Origin of the sequence: Streptomyces sp. NPDC055243 (assembly GCF_044544025.1) — a bacterium.
Taxonomy (GTDB): Bacteria; Actinomycetota; Actinomycetes; order Streptomycetales; family Streptomycetaceae; genus Streptomyces.
Genome location: NZ_JBITWR010000011.1, coordinates 203,452 through 224,605, shown reverse-complemented (window position 1 = coordinate 224,605; position 21,154 = coordinate 203,452). Strand labels below are relative to the sequence as shown.

The window sequence follows — 21,154 nt, the reverse complement described above, 5'->3', positions numbered from 1 at the left end:
ACGCACGGGAGTCTAGGGCCTGCTAAAGACGAGGTAAGCAGAGCGTCACGCATCGGCAAGGACTGATCGCCCGTGCCGGACCACTGGCGGTGGGGTTATCCCCCGGGTCTCCGGGCGGCCCTCCTCATGGCATCACGACGGCGAGCCGTGCACCCTAGCGCGTATGACCGCACGCGCCATGTCCTCATCCACGTCCCCGCTGCCGCCCGCGCGCTTCGCGGGATACGACCGGCAGACCTGGAAGGAGATCGCGCACCTTCTCGTCAACCTCCCGCTGGGAGTGGCCGGTTTCGTCTACGTGGTCGCGACGCTCGCGACCGGCGGCGCCCTCGCCGTTACGGTCGTCGGCCTGCCGCTGCTCGCGGGCGCGCTGCTCGGCGCGCGGCTGCTCGGCAGGGCGGAGCGGGCCCGCGCGCGCAAGCTGCTCGGGCTGCGGATCGACGAACCGAGCCCGATGCCGAAGCAGCGCGGCCACGGCTTCTTCAGCTGGCTGTGGTCGAGCCTGAAGGATCCGGTCGGCTGGCGCACGATGCTGTACTCGTTCATGCGGCTGCCCTGGGGCGTGCTGACGTTCGCCGTCACCCTGGTCGGGCTCTTCGTGCTCTGGCCCGTGCTCCCCTACCTCGTGCGCGGCCTGACCAACGCCGACCGCGCGATGGTGCGCGGCCTGCTCTCGCCCTCCGACGAACTGGAGCGGCGCATCGTCGAGTTGGAGTCGGACCGCGGAGTCGTGGTCGACACGGCGGCGGCCGACCTGCGCCGCATCGAGCGCGACCTGCACGACGGGGCACAGGCCCGCCTGGTGGCGCTCGCCATGGGGCTCGGTCTGGCCAAGGAGAAGCTCCTGGAGGGCCAGGCCGACGACACGGTGGCGGCGATGGTCGACGAGGCGCACGGCGAGGTGAAGCTCGCCCTCCAGGAGCTGCGCGATCTCGCCCGCGGCATCCACCCGGCGGTCCTGACCGACCGCGGCCTGGACGCGGCGCTCTCCTCGCTCGCCGCCCGGTGCACGGTCCCGGTGAAGGTGACGGCGGATCTGCCGCACCGCCCGGCCGCCGCGATCGAGGGCATCGCGTACTTCACCGTCTCCGAGCTGCTGCAGAACGTCAGCAAGCACAGCGGGGCGCGCTCGGCGTCCGTGGACGTGTGGCGTGCCGATCAGCGGCTGCTCATCCAGGTGGGGGACGACGGCCGGGGCGGCGCGAGCCTGGACGGGGGCACGGGCATGGCGGGGCTCGCGGACCGGCTGGGCGCGGTCGACGGCCTGTTCGTGATCGAGTCTCCGCAGGGCGGTCCCACGACGATCACGGCGGAGCTGCCGTGGCGGGACCGCGACCGCGCCGCCCAGGCATGACGGGCTGGGCGACGCGCCGCGTGACACACGGGCCGGCACGCGGGGCCGACACGCGAGGTAGGGAAAACCCCCGGTCGAAGACACCTACGCACCGCATGGTCCCGATCAGCCGCGGCCGACACTCTGGAGATACAACGGCCGAGCGGCCCGAGCAGACCGAGCAGAAACGGACGACACCGATGGCCACGGAGTACGGACAGGAGTACGGGCACATGGAGCGTTCGGAGTTCCGGGGGTCCGACCTCGACGAGCGGCGGCGGCGTCTCCCCGCCGGTCTTCGCGCGCCGATCGAGGCCCGCGCCTGGAAGGAATTCGGCTATGTGCTCCTGAGCCTGCCGATCAGCCTGGTCACGTTCGTGTTCGCGGTCACGATGCTGTCGCTCGGCGCCGGCCTGCTGATCACGTTCATCGGCATCCCGGTGCTCGCCGCCGGGCTCGCCGCCTGCCGCGGCATCGGCTCGCTGGAGCGGGTGCGGGCGCGGGCGCTGCTCGACGTGGAGGTGGCGGACCCGGAGCCGCTGCGGCCCAAGAGCGGCGGCCCGACGGGGTGGATGGGGGCCGTGCTCAAGAGCGGCGTCTCCTGGCGGCACGTCCTCTACTCCGTGCTCCACATGCCGTGGGCGGTCTTCTCCTTCACCGTGTCGGTGATCTTCTGGACGTACGGATGGGCGATGCTCACGTACCCGCTGTGGCACTGGATCTTCCCGGTCTACGCAGGTCAGGACGGTATCCAGCTCTACGGCGACGACGGACACCGCATCTACGTGGACAACCCCTTCGAGATCGGCGTCACCGCCCTCACCGGCCTGCTGATCACGCTCGCCACCCCCTGGATCATCCGGGCCCTGACCACCGTCGACCGCGTCATGGTCGTCGGGCTGCTCGGCCCCTCCAGCCTGGCGACGCGCGTCGTCGAGCTGGAGTCGGACCGCGGTGTCGTCGTCGACACGGCGGCGGCCGACCTGCGCCGCATCGAACGCGACCTGCACGACGGCGCGCAGGCCCGCCTGGTGGCGCTCGCCATGGACCTGGGCCTGGCCAAGGAGAAGCTGACCGAGGACCCGGAGGCCGCGGCGCGCATGGTGGGCGAGGCGCACGGCGAGGTGAAGGTCGCCCTCCAGGAGCTGCGCGACCTGGCCCGGGGCATCCACCCGGCGGTCCTGACCGACCGCGGCCTGGACGCGGCGCTCTCCTCGCTCGCCGCCCGGTGCACGGTCCCGGTCCAGGTCGAGGTGGACCTGCCCGCGCGGCCCGCCGCCGCGATCGAGGGCATCGCGTACTTCACGGTCTCCGAGCTCCTGCAGAACATCAGCAAGCATGCGCGGGCGTCGCGTGGTTCGGTCGACGTCTGGCAGGTCGAGGACCGGCTGATGCTCCAGGTCTCCGACGACGGGGCCGGGGGCGCGGACGTGACCGGCGGCTCGGGTCTCGCGGGGCTCGCCGAGCGGCTCGACGCCGTCGACGGAATCCTGGTCGTGAACTCGCCGGTGGGCGGGCCCACGACGGTGACGGCCGAGCTGCCCTGGCGGGCCTAGTCGCCTGGCGGGCGCGGCCGCGGATCTTCGCGCGCTCACTCACCCGTTCACCCACCCGTTCACCCACCCGTTCACCCCGCGGCACGGGGGATCGGGTGGGTTCCGCCATGCCGCAGATGCGCGGCGCGGGCGAGGGGTCCGTCCTCTGGCGGACAAGGGGTCTGTCCACCAACTGTCCACGAACGCGGTAACGCCCCTCCGTACGCGCGATACTGAGGTGCCGGGGGACAACCAGAACCGAATATGCCGGGGGGCCGTGAACGTGGAGGACAAAGTGCGGGTCGTCATCGCCGAGGATTCAGTGCTGCTGAGGGAGGGCCTGACCCGGTTGCTGACCGACCGCGGGCACGACGTCGTCGCGGGGGTGGGCGACGCGGACGCGCTGATCAAGACGATCAACGAACTCTCCTCGGAGGGCGCGCTGCCCGACGTGGTCGTCGCCGACGTGCGGATGCCGCCGACGCACACGGACGAGGGGGTGCGGGCCGCTGTGCACCTGCGCCACCAGTTCCCCGGGCTCGGGGTACTCGTCCTGTCGCAGTACGTGGAGGAGCAGTACGCCACCGAGCTGCTCGCCGGATCGAGCCGTGGCGTCGGTTATCTGCTCAAGGACCGCGTCGCCGAGGTGCGCGAGTTCGTGGACGCGGTGGTGCGTGTCGCGCAGGGCGGCACCGCGCTCGACCCGGAGGTCGTGGCGCAGCTGCTCGGCCGCAGCCGCAAGCAGGACGTCCTCGCGGGGCTTACACCGCGCGAACGCGAGGTACTCGGTCTGATGGCCGAGGGGCGGACGAACTCCGCGGTCGCCCGGCAACTGGTGGTGAGCGACGGTGCCGTCGAGAAGCACGTCAGCAACATCTTCCTGAAGCTGGGGCTTTCCCAGAGCGACGGGGATCACCGGCGCGTGTTGGCGGTTCTCACCTATCTGAACTCCTAGCAATCTGACACTTCGTCAGCTATTGAGTGTCCGTAGAGGCGATCGCGCCACGATCGCACCAGCACGAGCACGAGCATCAGCACGAGTACGGAGAACAGTCCTAGAACCAAAGGATGAGTGGGGGCGTCTTCCATGACGGGCCGGGGGGCGAGGCACACCGTGACAAATCGGGGCATCGTTGCGTCTCAAAAGCGCGTCCGTCATGCGATCTACCACAGGTAGGCGACCCTTACCGACGTAGGGTGGGCCTTGGGGAGGTCGCTCGCCCGGCCCTTCCCGCTCAGCCGCCCGAGGGAGGTCCAGTTCAGTGACCAGCCAGGTCAGTAGCCCAGCCGAGCAGGCCGATGGGGCAGTCGTCGGAGAACAGCGCAAGCCTGCTGGTGAGAAGGATGTACGCCGTCTGGACCGGGTGATCATCCGCTTCGCGGGTGACTCCGGTGACGGTATGCAGCTCACCGGTGACCGTTTCACTTCGGAGACGGCGTCCTTCGGGAACGACCTCTCGACTCTGCCGAACTTCCCCGCCGAGATCCGCGCTCCTGCCGGGACCCTGCCGGGCGTCTCCTCCTTTCAGCTGCACTTCGCCGATCACGACATCCTCACGCCGGGTGACGCGCCGAACGTTCTGGTGGCGATGAACCCGGCCGCGCTGAAGGCGAACATCGCCGATGTGCCGCGCGGCGCGGAGATCATCGTCAACACGGACGAGTTCTCCAAACGGGCGATGCAGAAGGTCGGCTACGACGTCTCGCCGCTGGAGGACGGCTCACTGGACGGCTACAGCGTCCATCCGGTGCCGCTGACGACGCTCACCGTCGAGGCGCTCAAGGAGTTCGACCTCTCGCGCAAGGACGCGGGCCGCAGCAAGAACATGTTCGCGCTGGGGCTGCTCTCGTGGATGTATCACCGCCCGACGGAGGGCACCGAGAAGTTCCTGCGCACGAAGTTCGCCAAGAAGCCGGAGATCGCGGAGGCGAACATCGCCGCCTTCCACGCGGGCTGGAACTTCGGCGAGACGACCGAGGACTTCGCGGTCTCGTACGAGGTCGCCCCCGCCGCCTCGGCCTTCCCGACCGGCACGTACCGCAACATCTCGGGGAACCTGGCCCTGTCGTACGGACTGATCGCCGCGGGCCGGCAGGCGGATCTGCCGCTGTATCTGGGCTCGTACCCCATCACTCCGGCCTCCGACATCCTGCACGAGCTGTCCAAGCACAAGAACTTCGGTGTGCGCACCTTCCAGGCCGAGGACGAGATCGCGGGGATCGGCGCCGCGCTGGGCGCGGCCTTCGGCGGCTCGCTCGCGGTGACGACGACCTCGGGGCCGGGAGTGGCGCTGAAGTCGGAGACCATCGGGCTCGCGGTGTCGCTGGAGCTGCCGCTGCTGGTGGTGGACATCCAGCGCGGCGGACCCTCGACCGGTCTGCCGACCAAGACCGAGCAGGCGGACCTGCTCCAGGCGATGTTCGGGCGCAACGGCGAGGCACCGGTGCCGATCGTGGCGCCGATGACGCCGGCCGACTGCTTCGACGCGGCGATCGAGGCGGCCCGCATCGCGGTCACCTACCGCACGCCCGTCTTCCTGCTGTCCGACGGCTACCTGGCCAACGGCTCCGAGCCCTGGCGCATCCCGGACACCGACGAACTCCCGGACCTGCGCGTGCAGTTCGCCTCGGGGACCAACCACACCGAGGACGACGGCACCGAGGTGTTCTGGCCCTACAAGCGCGACCCGCAGACGCTGGCCCGCCCGTGGGCGATCCCCGGAACGCCGGGTCTCGAACACCGCATCGGCGGCATCGAGAAGCAGGACGGCACCGGCAACATCTCCTACGACCCCGCCAACCACGACTTCATGGTCCGCACCCGCCAGGCCAAGATCGACGGCATCCAGGTCCCCGACCTGGAGGTCGACGACGCGACCGGCGACGCCAAGCTCCTGGTCCTGGGCTGGGGTTCGACCTACGGCCCCATCACCGCGGCGGTGCGCCGGCTGCGGGCGGTCGGCGAGAGCGTCGCGCAGGCCCATCTGCGCCACCTCAACCCCTTCCCGCGGAATCTGGGCGAGGTCCTGAAGCGTTACGACAAGGTGGTGATTCCCGAGATGAACCTCGGGCAGCTCGCCACGCTCCTCCGCGCCAAGTACCTCGTGGACGCGGTCTCGTACAACCAGGTCAATGGAATGCCGTTCAAGGCCGAGCAGCTCGCCACGGCTCTCAAGGAGGCCATCAATGGCTGACACGAAGACCGAAGGCACCGGGAGCACGATCGAAGCGCTTTCGCTGGTGCCCAAGGCCGAGGCCAAGCAGTCCATGAAGGACTTCAAGTCCGACCAGGAGGTGCGTTGGTGCCCCGGCTGCGGTGACTACGCGGTCCTGGCGGCCGTGCAGGGCTTCATGCCCGAACTCGGCCTGGCCAAGGAGAACATCGTCTTTGTCTCGGGCATCGGCTGCTCCAGCCGCTTCCCGTACTACATGAACACCTACGGGATGCACTCCATCCACGGCCGCGCCCCCGCCATCGCCACCGGACTCGCCTCGTCCCGGCGGGATCTGAGCGTCTGGGTGGTCACCGGCGACGGCGACGCGCTGTCCATCGGCGGCAACCACCTCATCCACGCCCTGCGCCGCAACGTGAACCTGAAGATCCTGCTCTTCAACAACCGCATCTACGGACTCACCAAGGGCCAGTACTCCCCGACCTCCGAGGTCGGCAAGATCACCAAGTCGACGCCGATGGGCTCGCTGGACGCGCCCTTCAACCCGGTCTCCCTCGCGATCGGCGCGGAGGCGAGCTTCGTGGCCCGCACCGTGGACTCCGACCGCAAGCACCTCACCTCGGTGCTGCGCGAGGCCGCCGAACACCCCGGCACCGCCCTGGTGGAGATCTACCAGAACTGCAACATCTTCAACGACGGCGCCTTCGAGGTCCTCAAGGACAAGCAGCAGGCCGAGGAAGCCGTCATCCGCCTCGAACACGGGCAGCCCATCCGCTTCGGGGCGGACGGCGGCAAGGGCGTGGTGCGCGACCCGGCCACCGGCGACCTCAAAGTCGTCCCGGTCACGCCTGAGACCGAGTCGCAGATTCTGGTCCACGACGCGCACTCGACCTCGCCGACGCTGGCCTTCGCGCTGTCGCGGCTCGCGGACCCCGACACCCTGCACCACACCCCGATCGGCGTCTTCCGCAGCGTCGAGCGCCCGGTCTACGACACGCTGATGTCCGACCAGCTCGACACCGCCATCGAGCAGAACGGCAAGGGCGACCTGGCCGCGCTGCTCGCGGGCGGCGACACCTGGACGGTCGTCGGCTAGCTCGACCGGCTCGTCCCGAGGCCCGGTCCTGATCCTTCAGGACCGGGCCTCGTCGTACGCCTGACGCGCTTCGTCGTACGCCTGCCGCGCTTGCTGCACGTCGGCGAGGCGCCGCTCGGTCCACTCGGCGAGGCCACGGACCTGCCCGCCTACCTCGCGCCCGAGGTCGGTGAGCGAGTAGTCGACGCGCGGCGGGATGACCGGCTTGGCGTCGCGGTGCACGAGGCCGTCGCGCTCCAGGGTCTGGAGGGTCTGCGTCAGCATCTTCTCGCTGACCCGGCCGAGGGCCCGGCGCAGCTCACTGAAGCGGTACGAGCGCTCGTCCAGGGCGATCAGGACGAGCACGCCCCAGCGGCTCGTGACGTGTTCCAGGACGAGGCGCTGCGGGCACATCCCCTCGTCCCCGAGGTTCCAGTTACTTACTGCCATGTCAGTACCTTACTTCAAAGTGGGTACTTTCCAGAAGTTAGCGCTAGACGTAGGATCGTTGCCAGAACCACACCAAAGGGAGATTCCAGACATGAGCATCGTCGTCACCGGAGCCACCGGACACCTCGGCCGTCTCGTCATCGACGGGCTGCTCGACGCGCGGGTGCCCGCCGGGCAGATTGCCGCCGTCGTCCGCGACAAGGAGAAGGCGGCCGATCTCGCCGCGCGCGGCATCGAGCTGCGGATCGCGGACTACAGCGCGCCCGAGACCCTCGCCGGCGCCTTCGCCGCGGGCGACAGGGTCCTGCTGATCTCCGGCAGCGAGGTCGGGCAGCGCGTGCCGCAGCACGCGGCGGTGATCGACGCGGCGCGCGGCGCGGGCGTCGCGCTCCTGGCGTACACCGGCATCCTGGGCGGACCGGACGCCGACTTCGACCTGGCGGCCGAGCACAAGGAGACCGAGCGGCTCGTCCTCGACTCCGGCCTTCCGCACACGTTCCTGCGCAACGGCTGGTACCACGAGAACTACACGGCCAACCTCGCCCCCGTCCTGGAGCACGGCGCCGTCGTCGCCTCCGCGGGCGAGGGCCGGGTCGCCTCCGCGGCGCGCGCCGACTACGCGGCGGCCGCCGTCGCCGTCCTGACCGGCGACGGCCACGAGGGCAAGGTCTACGAGCTGAGCGGTGACGTCGCCTGGAGCCTGTCCGAGTACGCAGCCGAGATCGCCCGGCAGACCGGCAAGGACATCTCGTACGCGAACGTCTCCGCCGAGCAGAACCTCGCGATCCTGACCGGCGCCGGTCTTCCCGAGCCGTTCGCCGCGATCCTCGTCGACGTGGACTCGGCGATCGAGCGGGGGCTGCTCGCCGGTACGAGCGGCGATCTGGCCCGGCTGATCGGGCGGCCCACGACGCCGCTCGCCGATGCGGTCGCGGTGGCGCTCAAGGGCTGACGCCGGGCGGCTCACGGGGCTGTCGGCGGGCGACTCGCGGGACTGACTGCGGGCAGCTCGCGGGGCTGACTGCGGGCGAGACGGAGGTCATGACCGTTTTCGTGAGACGGGCATGACACGGGGGCGTCCGGGCCGCTACCTTCTTGGATGCAGCGTGGGGCTGCCGTGCACCAAGGAGGGGCCGTGGACGCTGCCGCAGCTGAGCAGTCGAAGAGCGAGCAGCGCATAGGCCTGCTGAACGGCTTCGCCGCCTACGGGATGTGGGGCCTCGTGCCCCTCTTCTGGCCCCTGCTCAAGCCGGCCGGAGCGGGCGAGATCCTCGCGCACCGCATGGCGTGGTCCCTCGTCGTGGTCGGCGTCGCGCTGCTGATCGTGCGGCGCTGGGCCTGGGCGGGCGAACTGATCCGCCAGCCGCGCAAGCTGGGCCTGGTGACGATCGCGTCGGCGGTCATCACCGTCAACTGGGGCGTCTACATCTGGGCCGTGAACTCCGGCCACGTCGTGGAGGCCTCCCTCGGCTACTTCATCAACCCCCTGGTCACCATCGCCATGGGCGTCCTGCTCCTGGGCGAACGGCTGCGTCCCGTGCAGTGGGCGGCCGTCGCCGTCGGCCTCGCGGCGGTCCTCGTGCTGGCCTTCGGGTACGGGCAGCCGCCGTGGATCTCGCTCTGCCTCGCCTTCTCCTTCGCCACGTACGGCCTGGCGAAGAAGAAGGTCGGGCTCAGCGGTCTGGAGTCCCTCGCCGCCGAGACCGCCATCCAGTTCCTGCCCGCGGTCGGGTTCCTGGTGTGGCTGGGGGCGCGGGGCGACGCCACGTTCGGCGCGGAGGGCCTCGGGCACGCGGCGCTCCTCGCGGCGACCGGTGTGGTCACCGCCCTTCCCCTGGTCTGCTTCGGCGCCGCCGCGATCCGGGTGCCGCTGTCGACGCTCGGGCTGCTCCAGTACCTCGCTCCCGTCTTCCAGTTCCTGCTCGGCATCCTGTACTTCCATGAGGCGATGCCGCCCGAGCGGTGGGCCGGGTTCGGTCTCGTGTGGCTGGCGCTGACGCTGCTGACGTGGGACGCGTTGCGCACCGCGCGGCGCAACGCGGTGCGGCTCGCCGCGGGGCGTCAGGCTGCTGTTGCGGCGGCTTCGGCCTCCGCCGCCGGGCGGGAGACCGAGCCGATGACTCCCGCTGCGGGGCGGGAGGGGTCCGCGGTCTGACGTCGCGAGGTCTTTCTGCTTGCGGCCGCGAGTGCGTTGTGGCTGGGCGCGCGGTTCCCCGCGCCCCTTTGGGGCGCCCCCGGCAGCAAGATCAGCCCCAGGCCTTCGCCTTCGCCGCGGCCTTCGCGTAGACGCCGAAGTCGCGCGGCTCTCGGCCCAGGACATCTCGTACGCCCGGCGTGGGCTTCGCGTTGTGGCCCCCCGCCAGCCAGGCCAGGACGTCCGCGAGGGCGCGGGCCGCGTCATCGGGGACGTCGGCTGCACGCGGATCACCGCCGCGTCGGGCGAGCCGCGCGTCCTGCGGGAGGGTGACGCCGCCGTGGTCTGCACGACGGCCGGCCGGCGGAACACGTCGGCCCCACCTCCTGCGATTTCGGCGTCATCGTCGCTACCTTCCCCATAAGGGAACAGAAGTGATCGAAAGCGACATGACCTGACCGAGGCCGGCGGGAGGTCGAGACCCTCGTGCCCGAGAAGCCGCGGACGCCGCAGAAGCCGCAGACACTGCCGACACTGCAGACGCTGCGGAAACCGACGAAGCCGTGGACGCCGCGGAAGCCGCGGAAGCCGCGTCCGAGTGGCCGCCGCCCCCTCCTCGCCGCCTGCGCCGCCTTCGCCCTCCTCTCCGCGGCCCTCGTCCCGTTCACCCTCTCCCTCGGCTGGGACGAGATCGTCTACGCGAGCCGCTTCCCGCCGTACGCGCCCGCCACCCCCTTCAGCGCGCCCCGCACCCGTGGCGTCCCGGTACTCATCGCCCCCGTGGCGGCCTGGAGCGACTCGGTCGTCCTGCTCAGGGTCTGGCTGACGCTGCTCGCGACCGCCGCCCTCTACCTGGGCTTCCGTCCCTGGCTGCGCGTCCTCGCGCACCGTCCCGCCGCCGTCGGCGTGGCCGCCGGGCTCTACGGAAGCCTCTGGTTCGCGCTGTTCTACGCGAACGCCGCGATGCCGAACCACTACACCGCCATGGGGATCACGGCCGCGGTCGGGCTCTTCCTCGGGGCGGGCCCCGGGCGCCTCGCCCTCGCGGGGATCGCGGCGGGGCTCGCCCTCGCCGCCCTCATGCGTCCCAACGACGCTGCCGCCGTCGCCGCCGCGCTGCTCCTCGCCGCCCTGGCCGTGCCCGTCTGGCGGACGCGGGGGCGCTTCATCGCCGTGGCGGGCGGCGTCGCGGCCGGTCTGCTGCCGTGGATCGTCGAGGCGTACGTCCGCTTCGGCGGCGTACGCGAGCGGCTCACCGACGCGAGCGACGTGCAGGGCGGTCTGCGTCCCCTCGCGGCCATCGAGGCCCAGTTCACCGCGCTCGACGGCCCGTTGCTCTGCCGCCCCTGCGACGCCGACCGGCTCAGGGTCCCGGCCGCGGAGTGGTGGATCCTGCTGCCGCTGCTCGTGGCCGCGGGGCTGTGGGCCGTGCGAAGGGCGGTCGACGGCTCCGAGCGGGCGACCCGCCGGGCCCTCTGGCTGGCCGTGGCCGTCGCGCTGACCGCCGCCCTCCCCTATCTCCTCCTCGTCCCCTACGGCGCCCCGCGCTTCCTCCTGCCCGCCCACGCCCTCCTCGCCGTCCCCGCGGCCGTCGGCGTCCTCGCCGTCGCCGACCGCGCGCGGCGCGCCCTCACCGTCGCCCTCGCCGTCCTCCTCGTCGCCCACCTGGCGGTCCAGCTCCCCCTCACCTTCGGCAACGCCCGTATCCAGACGGGCGCCCGCGGCGACTGGGCCCGCATCACCGACGTCCTGTACGCGCAGGGGGTCCGCGCCCCGTGCCTCCTGAAGGGCAACACTTCGGTGATCCCCATCGCGTACGTGTCCGGATGCTCGGCCGCTCACCGGGACGACCGGCGCCGGCCCGCCGCCCTGGTCCTGCGCGAGAAGGAACCCCCGCGCTGGGCCCGCGACTGGCGGCGCCACCCCGTGCCGGACACCTACGCGCCCGGCTGGACGGTGTTCCTGCCACCCCCTGCCGCCGAGTCGAGCCGTTCGACCGCCCTGCGGAACACGGCGCCCGATATGCGCTCTTGACGCACGGTCAAGCTCCGCAGCACCATCAGGCACGCCAATTCTGTTCGACGTTCACGGAATTGGCGTACCCCCAACCCCCCACCGAACGATCCAACAGAACACGGAGCCCCCCACATGAAGCTCTCCGTTCCCGGACGCGCCACGGCCGCGGCCGTCATAGCCGTCACCGGACTGCTGACCACCAGCGCGATATCCTCCGCGGCCCCCGCCCCCACGGCGGCCGCCCCCGACATCTCCGTGGCCAACGTCCAGGGCCACCTCTCGCAGCTCCAGTCCATCGCCTCGTCCAACGGCGGCAACCGCGCCCACGGCAGCGCGGGCTACAAGGCCTCCGTCGACTACGTGAAGGGCAAGCTGGACGAGGCCGGATTCACCACGTCCCTCCAGGAGTTCACCTCCAACGGCAAGACCGGCTACAACCTGATCGCCGACTGGCCCGGCGGCAACGCCGACGAGGTCGTCATGGCGGGCTCGCACCTCGACAGCGTCGACTCGGGCCCCGGCATCAACGACAACGGCTCGGGCTCCGCCGCGATCCTGGAGACCGCGCTCACCGTGGCGCGCGAGCAGTACAAGCCCACCAAGCACCTGCGGTTCGCCTGGTGGGGTGCCGAGGAGCTGGGGCTCGTCGGCTCCTCGCACTACGTCGACAAGCTGCCCGCCGACGAGCGCTCGAAGATCAAGGGCTACCTGAACTTCGACATGATCGGCTCCCCGAACCCGGGCTACTTCGTCTACGACGACGACCCCACGATCGAGAAGACCTTCAAGGACTTCTACGGCGGCCTGGACCTCGCCACGGAGCCCGACGAGGAGGGCGACGGCCGCTCGGACCACGCCCCGTTCAAGGACGCGGGCGTCCCGGTCGGCGGTCTGTTCAGCGGCGCCGACTACAAGAAGACCGCCGAGCAGGCCCAGAACTGGGGCGGCACGGCCGGTGAGCCGTTCGACAAGTGCTACCACTCCGCCTGCGACACGGAGTCGAACGTCGACGGGACCGCTCTCAACCACAACAGCGACGCCGTGGCATACGCGGTGTGGGGGCTCTCCTCGTAGACCCCTGGGGCCCGAGGGCGGCCGAGCACCCCCTGGACGCAATTACCTGCGCGTGCATATAGTGCATGCGCAGGTAATTGCGCGGCCTTGAGCGGCCGTGCGCGACCACGCCACTGATCCAGGGGGCCCACCATGACCCGCAACTTCCTCTTCGTCCTCGGCAGCTCCCGCCCCGAGGGCAACACGGAGATCCTGGCCCGCCGGGCCGCCGAGCAACTCCCCTCGGACGTCGGGCAGCGCTGGCTGAACCTGGCCGACCACCCGCTGCCGGACTTCGAGGACCTCCGCCACGACAGCGATCACGTCCGCCCGAGCGGCGACAGTGCCGCGGTCCTGCTCGACGCGACCGTCGAGGCGACCGACATCGTCATCGCCTCGCCCCTGTACTGGTACTCGGTCTCGGCCACCACCAAGCGCTACCTCGACTACTGGTCGGGCTGGCTGCGCACCCCCGGCGTCGACTTCAAGGCCACGATGGCCGGGCGCAATCTGTGGGGCGTGACGGCGCTCGCCCACGAGGAGGGGGTCGTCGCCGATCCGCTCGTCGGCACCCTGCGCAACTCCGCCGCGTACCTCGGGATGCGCTTCGGCGGCGTACTGCTCGGCAACGGCAGCAAGCCCGGCGACGTACTGAAGGACGAGCGGGCGCTGACCGAGGCCAAGACGTTCTTCGCGCAGGAGCCGCCGCTCGCGCGCTTCCCGTACGACAGCTGACGCCGACCACGCCGTGCTGCCGGGCGCCATGACGTCCTACGCCGTGATGTCCTTCGCCCCGAACCGCGCCCACGCCGCCGAGCCGAACAGCACCGCGTACAGGCCCTGGAGGCCGAGGTTCTTGACCAGCTCGTCCCAGTAGACGGGCTCGCGCATGAGGTCCGCGAAGGACAGCCAGTAGTGCGAGAAGAAGTACGGCTGGATGGCGTGCAGTTGCGGGATCTGGTCGAGGATCTGGACCGTGATGAGCAGGCCGACGGTCGTCGCCATCGCCGCGATGCCGCTGCTGGTCAGCGTCGACACGAAGAGACCGAGCGCCGCCACACCGATCAGTGACGCGGCGACCACGAGGGCGATGAGCAGGGCGCGCAGCAGCCCCTCGCCGAAGCCGATCCGGGTGCCGGAGATCGTGGTGACCTCGCCGACCGGGAAGAGCAACGCCCCGACGGCGAGCGCCGACAGGGCCACGACGAGCGTCGCGACCAGGCAGAACGTCATCGTCGTCGCGTACTTGACGAGCAGCAGGCGGGTCCGTCCCGCCGGGGCGACCAGGAGATAGCGCAGCGTCCCCGCGCTGGACTCGCCCGCTATGGAGTCGCCCGCGACGACACCGACCGCCATGGGCAGGAAGAAGGGGAGCGTCGCGGCGAGCGCGGTGAAGACCAGGAACAGGCCGTTGTTCGTGACCTGCGCGATGAACGCGGGGCCGCCGGCCTCGCCGCCCCCGCCCACCGTCGAGCCGTCGCTGGTCTCGATCTTGACGGCCACGCCCACCAGGATCGGCACGGCGGCGAGCACACCGAGCAGGGCGAGGGTGCGCCAGCGGCGGAAGGTGATCCCCAGCTCGCTGCGGAAGAGCCCGAGGGTCCAGATCCGCCGCACCTCACGCACCTCACGCACCTCACGCGCTTCACCGCTCTCCCGCGCTTCACCGCTCTCCCGCACGTCGTCGCGTGTGTCGCGTGCGTCGCGTGCGCCCTGTGCGTCGCTTGCGTCGTGTACGTCGTCGACCTCAGCCCGCGACATCGAACCCCTCCCCCGTCAGTGCCACGAACGCGTCCTCCAGCGAGGCCCGTTCGACGCCGAAGCCGCGCACCCGGACGCCCGCGCCGACCAGGGCGGCGTTCAGCTCCGCGAGGTCCGTGCCGGTGTCCGCGCCCGGCGGTTCGCCCGTCACGCGGTCCTCCGTCACCACGAGATCCGGCACGCCGAGCTCCTTCAGGACGCGGACCGCGTCGCCCGTGTCCGGTGTCGTCACGACCAGACGTCCGCGCGCACCGGCGGCGAGTTCGGCGACCGGGCCCTGGGTGATCAGGCGGCCCTGGGCCATCACCGCGGCATGCGTGCAGACCTGCTCGATCTCGTCCAGGAGGTGCGAGGAGAGGAAGACCGTCGTGCCCTCCGACGCCAGCTCGCGCACCAGCGACCGGATCTCGCGCATGCCCTGCGGATCGAGGCCGTTGGTCGGCTCGTCGAGCACGAGGAGCCTGCGCGGCTGGAGCAGCGCCGCCGCGAGACCGAGGCGCTGCTTCATCCCCAGCGAGTACGCCTTCGCCTTCTTGCCCGCGGCGGCCGTAAGACCCACCCGGTCCAGGGCCGATTCGGCGCGGACACGGCGGGTGCGCGGGTCGGCGGTCGGGTCGGCGGCGTCGTACCGCAGGAGGTTGTCGCGGCCGGAGAGGAAGCCGTAGAGAGCCGGGCCCTCGATGAGCGCGCCCACGTGCGGGAGCACCGTACGGATCTCGCGCGGCATCGGGCGGCCAAGGACCTTGGCCCGGCCCGAAGTCGGCTCGATCAGGCCCATCAGCATCCGGATGGTGGTCGTCTTGCCCGAGCCGTTCGGCCCGAGGAACCCGAAGACGCTTCCGGCGGGGACGGTGAGGCTGAGGCGGTCCACGGCCAGCTGCTTGCCGTAGCGCTTGGTCAGCACGTCGGTCTCGATCACGCTCTCCGCCGTGGCCCCGGCACTGCTTCCCGGCACCTTCGTCCTCCCCGCTCTCAGCCGCTCTTAGCCGCTCTTAGCCGCATTCAGCCGTGACGGCGGGTCCGAGGTGCCTGCCCGGCACCTCGGACCCGCCGCTCCATCGCCTTGCCGCGGCACGCTACTTCGCGTCGTTCGCCGCCTTCACGAGGGCGTCCTTGGTGACCGCGCCCGCGTAGACCTTGCCGTCGTCGGTGATCAGGGCGTTGACCAGGCGGGTCTTGAAGACCGTGCCCGAGCCGAACTCGCCCGTCACCTTGTCGCCGAGCGAGTCGAGCAGCCGCTGCGCGTCCGGCGGGACATCACCGGAGCCGCCCGTCGGGAGGCCCTGGCCGCCCGGCAGCTTCAGCTCGGCGATGGAGTTCCAGCCCTCGCCGATGACGTTCAGGCCGTTCAGGTCCTCCTCGCCCTTGAACTCCTTGCCGCCGAACTCCTTGCCCCCGAACTCCTTGCCGCCGTCCGTGAAGCCGTGCTTCTCGGCCTTGGCCTCGTCGCCCTCCTCCGTGACCTTCGCGCCCTTGGGCGGCGTGAAGTCGAACGTCGACGCGGCCGGCTTGCCGAAGTCGACCTTCGTGAAGCCCGCGTCGACGACCGCGCTGCCGCCGCTCGCCGGGGTGAGCGTGAACTTCAGCGGCGTACCGGTCTTGGAGTCCACCGCGACCGTGATCTGGCCGATCGTCGAACCGGACTGCTTGGGCTTGATGACCAGGCGGTAGGCGTCACGGCCCGCGACCTGCGCGGTGCCGTCCACCTTCACCGACGTCGTGCCGTCGACCGCCTTCAGTGCTTCCTCGGCCAGCTCCTTGGGCGTGGACGGGACGTCCTTGGGGAGGTCCTTCTTGCCGGAGTCCTTGCCGGAGTCCGCGGCCTTGCCCGCCGACTCGGAGTGGTAGACCTCGTTCGACTTGCTGTCGTACGCCCACACGTCGTCGCCGTTGTGGATCAGGCTGTACTCGGCGGCGTCGTCCAGGACGGACAGCTTCTGCTTGTCGGGGCCATCGGCCGCGACGCGCAGCGTGTGCGTGCCGGACGCCAGCTCCATCAGCTTCGACTGCGGGTCGGCGGCCGAGCCCTTGCCGTCGCCGTCCTCGCCGTCGCCGCCCGAGCCGCTGCCCGGGGCGAAGCCGCCGGCCAAGTCGCCGCCGAAGGACGGGAGGCCGAGGTCGGTGCTGATCTTCACGGTGCCCGAGAGCTGCTCCGTGTCCGAAGCGGCGATCTTCTCGATGAGTTCCTGTGCGGTGACGTCGGGCAGCTTGGGGTCGCCCGACGTCGCGAGCGCCGGGACGAGCCCGATGGTCGCCGCCGCCACCCCCGCCACCGCGACGGGGACCACGTAACGCGCCGCCTTCCGGCGGCCTACGCGCAGCTCCCCGGTCTCACTGGTGTTCTGCTCCGGTTCGTACGGTGCCATTGTGTGCCCTACCTCCGTGGTCGGCGGCGGCCTTCCCAGTACGTGCGTGCGTCCACCCCGCGCCGCCATTCTCACCCGAATAGGTCAGGAGTGGTTGTTCTTGCTGGACCTTGCTGTTCTCTATACGACCAAATCGGCCAGCCGGAAGCGTCAGACCCCGGGAGCAACTCCACGTACTGCTGTGGGATGACAAAAACAGGCGGCGCCTCCCCCGACCAGTAGGGGAAGCGCCGCTTCGGTCTCAGGGGCTCAGCGCTGCACGAACACGTAGTCCGCCTTGTACGGCACCTTCGCGATGGCACCCGGCTTGCAGGAACCCGCCGGTGCGACCCCGCCCTCGGTGTTCAGGCGCAGGATCTCCGCGGTGCCGGCGAGCAGACCGCGCGGCTTGCCCGTCTGGGTGGCCGCCAGGTCGAGTTCGGGGATGTTCTTGTCGCCGTTCGGGGTCCGGGAGATCAGCTTGCCGGTGACCTGGCTGCGGTCGGGGGCGGTCCAGCGCGGGGTGCCCGAGTTGGGGGCGACGAAGTCGTGCGCGATGGCGCCGCCGAGTCGGGCGCGCACGTCACGCTGGGCGAAGGCGAACTTTCCGGAGCCGTCGTCGGCCTTCTTGCACTCGTAGATCTGCTCGCCCCGGATCACGGACGCCTGGAAGTTGGCCGCCGCGCCCCGGAAGTCGAAGTCCGTCGTCACCTTGTGGAGCTGGCCGCGGACCGCGCCGCCGGGGAACTCGGCGGTGTGCAGGTTGGCGTAGAAGCTGTTGGGATCGGCCTTCAACTGCTTGAGCAGCGCCGCGTCGTCGACCTTGACCGTGCCCGTGACGCGGTTGCCCTTGCTCTTGCCGAGCAGCCCGGTGAAGTCGATCCTGACGCCGCCGTTGGTGCCCTTGGCGCCCTGGTGGATGTGCAGGGCGGTCGGCTTTCCGGTGCCGCGCCACTTGACCGTGACGGACACCTTGTCGCCCTTGACCTGGACGAACTCCAGGGCCTTGCCGTCCTTGTCGTTGACCGCGGGCCCGCCCGGCACCGGCACCTCGTTCGCGCCGTTCATGCTCGCCGCGAAGATGGCTCCGCCGGTGCTGCTGGTGGTCCTGGTCGTGGTGCTGGTGCTGGCGCTGCTGCCGCCGTCCGCGAAGGCGGGCATCGCCGCCACCGCCAGGCTTCCCGCAGCGGCGACGGCCACACCGGCGGCGAGCAAGGTCCGGCGCCTGTTCGCGACAGTGCCGGAGGTACCAAAAGTGCCCATGGTCAGAAATCTCCCCGTACCTGAGCCGACGCCCCACTGCGTCGGCTTCCGGGCATAGGTACGGAATAGATCTGATCCTGGACTCAATCCAAGGCCAACGTAAAGTGTGACGTAGGTCACACTCCGTAGGTGCCTGACCGGCTCTGGCGGGGGTCTCAGCCCGCCCGGTGGACCACCAGATCGCAGAGCTCGACGAGCGAGGTCTTCGCGTCGCAGTCCCGCAGCGGCGCGAGCGTGTCCCGCGCCTCCTCCGCGTACCGCACGGTGTCCTTGCGGGCCTGCTCCAGGGCCGGGTGGGCCCGCAGCCGCGCCAGCGCCTCCGCGTGCCGCGCGTCGTCCGTCAGGTCCGAGTCCAGGAGCTCGGAGAGGGCGATGTCCTCGGGGAGCCCGAGCTTCTCCACCCGCTCGCGCAGCCGCAGGACCGGCAGCGTGGGAATGCCCTCGCGCAGGTCGGTGCCGGGCGTCTTGCCGGACTCGTGCGAGTCCGACGCGATGTCCAGTACGTCGTCGGCGAGCTGGAAGGCCACGCCGAGCCGCTCGCCGTACTGGGTCAGGACGTCCACGACGGTCTCGTCGGCGCCCGACATCATGGCACCGAAACGGCAGGCCACGGCGACGAGCGAGCCGGTCTTGCCGCCCAGCACGTCGAGGTAGTGGTCGATCGGGTCGCGGCCCTCGGTCGGGCCCGCCGTCTCCAGGATCTGGCCGGTGACCAGGCGTTCGAAGGCCTCCGCCTGGATGCGCACGGCGTCCGGGCCGAGGTCGGCCAGGATGTACGAGGCGCGGGCGAAGAGGAAGTCGCCGGTGAGCACGGCGACGGAGTTGCCCCAGCGCTGGTTGGCGCTGTCGACCCCGCGGCGCACGTCCGCCTCGTCCATCACGTCGTCGTGGTAGAGCGTCGCGAGGTGCGTGAGCTCGACGACGACGGCGGAGGGCACGACGCCCGGCGCGTACGGATCGCCGAACTGCGAGGCGAGCATCACGAGGAGCGGCCTGAACCGCTTGCCGCCCGCGCGCACCAGATGCTGCGCGGCCTCCGTGATGAAGGGGACCCCGCTCTTGGTGGCGTCGAGCAGACCTTCCTCGACGGCCGCCAATCCGGCCTGGACATCGGCTTCGAGAGCCTGGTCCCGCACGCTGAGGCCGAAGGGCCCGACGACGGTCACGAGGGGTTCTCCTGTCTGCTGACGATCACAAGTCGGTCACTCGGTCGATCATCACTCGGTCGATCTTTGCGTGATGATCGCGTCGATGACACGGTTTGTCGATGTGTCGCTGCCATCACTCAAGTCAGCGTATCCGGTCGCCTTTCGATCACAGTGGGCACCCGCCTGTGCAATGCCGCCCAGGCGACGTGCGATCACCACCGGTATGTTCTTGATCAGCTGATACGACACAGAAGACCGCATCGCCCCGTAATCCGCGTAATCCCCGTGACCCCCGTGATCCCCGAAAGCCCCATGAACAACGGAACTACCGGGAGCAGAACCTTTGTCCCGCACTGAGGCCGACACCGAACCGCCCGCGGAGCCGCCGACGGAGCCACCGCCCGGCGACGACCACGCCTTCTTCGGGCAGCCGCGCGGGCTGCTCACCCTGTCGGGTCTCGAGGTCTGGGAGCGCTTCTCGTTCCTGGGCATGCAGGCCATCCTCGTCCTGTACTTCGCGGACTCCGTCGCGAACGACGGAATGGGCATGGATTCCGGGACCGCCGCCTCGGTGTCGGCGGCGTACGGAACGCTCGTCTACCTCGTCTCGGTGGCGGGCGGCTGGCTCGCCGACCGAATCCTCGGCTCGTACCGCGCGGTCCTGTGGGGCGGCATCCTCATCGCCTGCGGCCACTACTCGATGGCCGTCCCGACGGCGACGATGACCTGGGTGGGCCTGGGCCTGATCAGCGCGGGCACCGGTCTCCTGAAGCCGAACGTCGCCTCGATGGTGGGCAAGCTCTACCGCACCGACGACGACCGCCGCGACGCGGGCTTCGCGCTGTACTACATGGGCATCAACATCGGCGCCTTCGCGGGCCCGCTGATCACCGGCTGGCTCGGCGACCACAAGGGCTGGCACTGGGGCTTCTCGGCGGCCGCGATCGGCATGACCTTCGGCCTCGTCCAGTACGTCCTGGGCCGCCGTCACCTCGCCGGACGCAAGGCGGCGGCCGAGTTCGCGCTGCCCAAGGACGCGATGCGCCGCGCGGTCGTCCTGATCGTCGTGGGCGTCCTCGTGTTCGCGGCACTCGCGGGGCTGCTCGCCGCCCTGGGCTGGCTCACGATGGACCGCTTCGTCGACCTGCTCACCCTGATCTCGGTGATCGCGCCGATCGCCTACTTCGTGGTGATGTTCCGCAGCCCGCGCGTGAGCAGCGAGGAACGCGGGCGGCTGAGGCCGTACGTGGTCCTCTTCCTCGCCTCGGTCGTCTTCAACTTCATCCTCTTCCAGGCCTACTCGACGATGATCCTGCTCGCGTCGACGAACGCCGAGACGTCGATCCTCGGCTACGAGTTCCCCGCCAGCTGGTACGCCTCCGCGCTCGGCGCCTTCGAGGTCGCGCTCGCCCCCGTCGTCGCCGCGGTCTGGGCCAGGATGGGCCACCGCCAGCCGCACGCCTCGAACAAGATCGCCTTCGGCGTGATCCTGGGCGGGCTCTCGTTCCTCCTGATGGTCCTGCCGACCTCGGGGCACGGGGACGACACGTACAAGATGGCCGTCTGGTGGATCGTCGGCTCCTACCTGCTGCTCGGGCTCGGCGACATCCTCGTCGAGACGTCCGGCATGTCGGCCACGACGAAGCTCGCCCCCAAGGCCTTCGCCAGCCAGACCATGGCCCTCTGGTTCCTCTCGCTCGCCCTTGCCAACGGCATCCAAGCGCAGATCGTGAAGCTCTACGGAGAGGTCTCCAACCCGGCGTACTTCGGCGTGAACGGCGCGGTCGCGGTGGCCGCGGGTGTGGCCGTCGTCCTGCTCGCGCCGTGGCTGCGCCGCACCATGCATCCCGTCCACTGAGGACACTGAG

The 21,154-nt window shown here is 70.5% G+C and carries 17 protein-coding genes; 11 read left to right on the top strand and 6 right to left on the bottom strand.

Annotated elements, in window-relative coordinates; all coding sequences use genetic code 11:
- Window positions 1-163 precede the first annotated feature (163 nt).
- The 5 genes from ACIGXX_RS29895 (at window position 164) to ACIGXX_RS29875 (ending at window position 7,137) form a co-directional block, all read left to right on the top strand.
- The gene (locus ACIGXX_RS29895) at window positions 164-1,354 is read left to right on the top strand and encodes a sensor domain-containing protein (protein ID WP_361468998.1); all 1,191 of its coding nucleotides are present in this window, start codon (window positions 164-166) and stop codon (window positions 1,352-1,354) included.
- Between the two features lie 179 nt (window positions 1,355-1,533).
- Window positions 1,534-2,889: a sensor domain-containing protein gene (locus ACIGXX_RS29890; protein ID WP_351170308.1), complete on the top strand. Its 1,356-nt coding sequence runs from the start codon at window positions 1,534-1,536 to the stop codon at window positions 2,887-2,889.
- A 274-nt stretch (window positions 2,890-3,163) separates the two neighbouring features.
- Entirely contained in the window at window positions 3,164-3,823 is a 660-nt protein-coding gene (locus ACIGXX_RS29885) for a response regulator transcription factor (RefSeq protein WP_351170452.1), read from the top strand.
- Between the two features lie 307 nt (window positions 3,824-4,130).
- Complete coding sequence (locus tag ACIGXX_RS29880) at window positions 4,131-6,062, top strand: 2-oxoacid:acceptor oxidoreductase subunit alpha (protein WP_351170305.1); 1,932 nt, start codon at window positions 4,131-4,133, stop codon at window positions 6,060-6,062.
- Window positions 6,055-7,137, top strand: a complete 1,083-nt coding sequence (locus ACIGXX_RS29875; protein ID WP_351170302.1) for a 2-oxoacid:ferredoxin oxidoreductase subunit beta — start codon at window positions 6,055-6,057, stop codon at window positions 7,135-7,137. The genes ACIGXX_RS29880 and ACIGXX_RS29875 overlap by 8 nt, the downstream gene beginning before the upstream one ends.
- A gap of 36 nt (window positions 7,138-7,173) precedes the next feature.
- Here ACIGXX_RS29875 and ACIGXX_RS29870 read toward each other — a convergent pair whose 3' ends face one another.
- A complete protein-coding gene (locus ACIGXX_RS29870) occupies window positions 7,174-7,566 on the bottom strand; it encodes a helix-turn-helix domain-containing protein (protein WP_351170299.1) in 393 nt (130 codons plus the stop codon).
- A 91-nt stretch (window positions 7,567-7,657) separates the two neighbouring features.
- Between ACIGXX_RS29870 and ACIGXX_RS29865 the strand changes: the two genes are divergently transcribed.
- The 5 genes from ACIGXX_RS29865 to ACIGXX_RS29845 all read left to right on the top strand — a co-directional run bounded on the left by ACIGXX_RS29865 (window position 7,658) and on the right by ACIGXX_RS29845 (window position 13,504).
- The gene (locus ACIGXX_RS29865) at window positions 7,658-8,518 is read left to right on the top strand and encodes an SDR family oxidoreductase (protein WP_399980252.1); all 861 of its coding nucleotides are present in this window, start codon (window positions 7,658-7,660) and stop codon (window positions 8,516-8,518) included.
- A 147-nt stretch (window positions 8,519-8,665) separates the two neighbouring features.
- Window positions 8,666-9,721 (top strand): EamA family transporter RarD, encoded by a 1,056-nt coding sequence (gene rarD / locus ACIGXX_RS29860; protein WP_361469006.1) that lies wholly within the window; start codon window positions 8,666-8,668, stop codon window positions 9,719-9,721.
- 465 nt (window positions 9,722-10,186) lie between these two features.
- Complete coding sequence (locus tag ACIGXX_RS29855) at window positions 10,187-11,734, top strand: hypothetical protein (RefSeq protein ID WP_399980248.1); 1,548 nt, start codon at window positions 10,187-10,189, stop codon at window positions 11,732-11,734.
- A gap of 114 nt (window positions 11,735-11,848) precedes the next feature.
- Complete coding sequence (locus ACIGXX_RS29850) at window positions 11,849-12,790, top strand: M28 family metallopeptidase (protein WP_361469012.1); 942 nt, start codon at window positions 11,849-11,851, stop codon at window positions 12,788-12,790.
- 132 nt (window positions 12,791-12,922) lie between these two features.
- Window positions 12,923-13,504 (top strand): NAD(P)H-dependent oxidoreductase, encoded by a 582-nt coding sequence (locus ACIGXX_RS29845; protein WP_361469015.1) that lies wholly within the window; start codon window positions 12,923-12,925, stop codon window positions 13,502-13,504.
- A gap of 36 nt (window positions 13,505-13,540) precedes the next feature.
- Here ACIGXX_RS29845 and ACIGXX_RS29840 read toward each other — a convergent pair whose 3' ends face one another.
- The 5 genes from ACIGXX_RS29840 to ACIGXX_RS29820 form a co-directional block, all read right to left on the bottom strand.
- The gene (locus ACIGXX_RS29840; RefSeq protein ID WP_399980244.1) at window positions 13,541-14,530 is read right to left on the bottom strand and encodes an ABC transporter permease; all 990 of its coding nucleotides are present in this window, start codon (window positions 14,528-14,530) and stop codon (window positions 13,541-13,543) included.
- A complete protein-coding gene (locus ACIGXX_RS29835) occupies window positions 14,517-15,485 on the bottom strand; it encodes an ABC transporter ATP-binding protein (protein ID WP_366461880.1) in 969 nt (322 codons plus the stop codon). The genes ACIGXX_RS29840 and ACIGXX_RS29835 overlap by 14 nt, the downstream gene beginning before the upstream one ends.
- A gap of 121 nt (window positions 15,486-15,606) precedes the next feature.
- Window positions 15,607-16,896, bottom strand: coding sequence for a DUF2092 domain-containing protein (locus ACIGXX_RS29830; RefSeq protein WP_366461879.1), 1,290 nt, complete (start codon window positions 16,894-16,896; stop codon window positions 15,607-15,609).
- A gap of 249 nt (window positions 16,897-17,145) precedes the next feature.
- A complete protein-coding gene (locus ACIGXX_RS29825) occupies window positions 17,146-18,138 on the bottom strand; it encodes a CHRD domain-containing protein (protein WP_399980240.1) in 993 nt (330 codons plus the stop codon).
- Between the two features lie 155 nt (window positions 18,139-18,293).
- Window positions 18,294-19,304 (bottom strand): polyprenyl synthetase family protein, encoded by a 1,011-nt coding sequence (locus ACIGXX_RS29820; RefSeq protein WP_351170272.1) that lies wholly within the window; start codon window positions 19,302-19,304, stop codon window positions 18,294-18,296.
- Window positions 19,305-19,629: 325 nt separating this feature from the next.
- Between ACIGXX_RS29820 and ACIGXX_RS29815 the strand changes: the two genes are divergently transcribed.
- Entirely contained in the window at window positions 19,630-21,144 is a 1,515-nt protein-coding gene (locus ACIGXX_RS29815; protein WP_399980237.1) for a peptide MFS transporter, read from the top strand.
- Window positions 21,145-21,154 lie beyond the last annotated feature (10 nt).

Coding starts and splice junctions, on each gene's coding strand:
- ACIGXX_RS29895 (WP_361468998.1), top strand. CDS start 164: ATGACCGCACGCGCCATGTCCTCATCCACGTCCCCGCTGCCGCCCGCG.
- ACIGXX_RS29890 (WP_351170308.1), top strand. CDS start 1,534: ATGGCCACGGAGTACGGACAGGAGTACGGGCACATGGAGCGTTCGGAG.
- ACIGXX_RS29875 (WP_351170302.1), top strand. CDS start 6,055: ATGGCTGACACGAAGACCGAAGGCACCGGGAGCACGATCGAAGCGCTT.
- ACIGXX_RS29870 (WP_351170299.1), bottom strand. CDS start 7,566: ATGGCAGTAAGTAACTGGAACCTCGGGGACGAGGGGATGTGCCCGCAG.
- ACIGXX_RS29865 (WP_399980252.1), top strand. CDS start 7,658: ATGAGCATCGTCGTCACCGGAGCCACCGGACACCTCGGCCGTCTCGTC.
- rarD (WP_361469006.1), top strand. CDS start 8,666: ATGCAGCGTGGGGCTGCCGTGCACCAAGGAGGGGCCGTGGACGCTGCC.
- ACIGXX_RS29850 (WP_361469012.1), top strand. CDS start 11,849: ATGAAGCTCTCCGTTCCCGGACGCGCCACGGCCGCGGCCGTCATAGCC.
- ACIGXX_RS29845 (WP_361469015.1), top strand. CDS start 12,923: ATGACCCGCAACTTCCTCTTCGTCCTCGGCAGCTCCCGCCCCGAGGGC.
- ACIGXX_RS29840 (WP_399980244.1), bottom strand. CDS start 14,530: ATGTCGCGGGCTGAGGTCGACGACGTACACGACGCAAGCGACGCACAG.
- ACIGXX_RS29830 (WP_366461879.1), bottom strand. CDS start 16,896: ATGGCACCGTACGAACCGGAGCAGAACACCAGTGAGACCGGGGAGCTG.
- ACIGXX_RS29825 (WP_399980240.1), bottom strand. CDS start 18,138: ATGGGCACTTTTGGTACCTCCGGCACTGTCGCGAACAGGCGCCGGACC.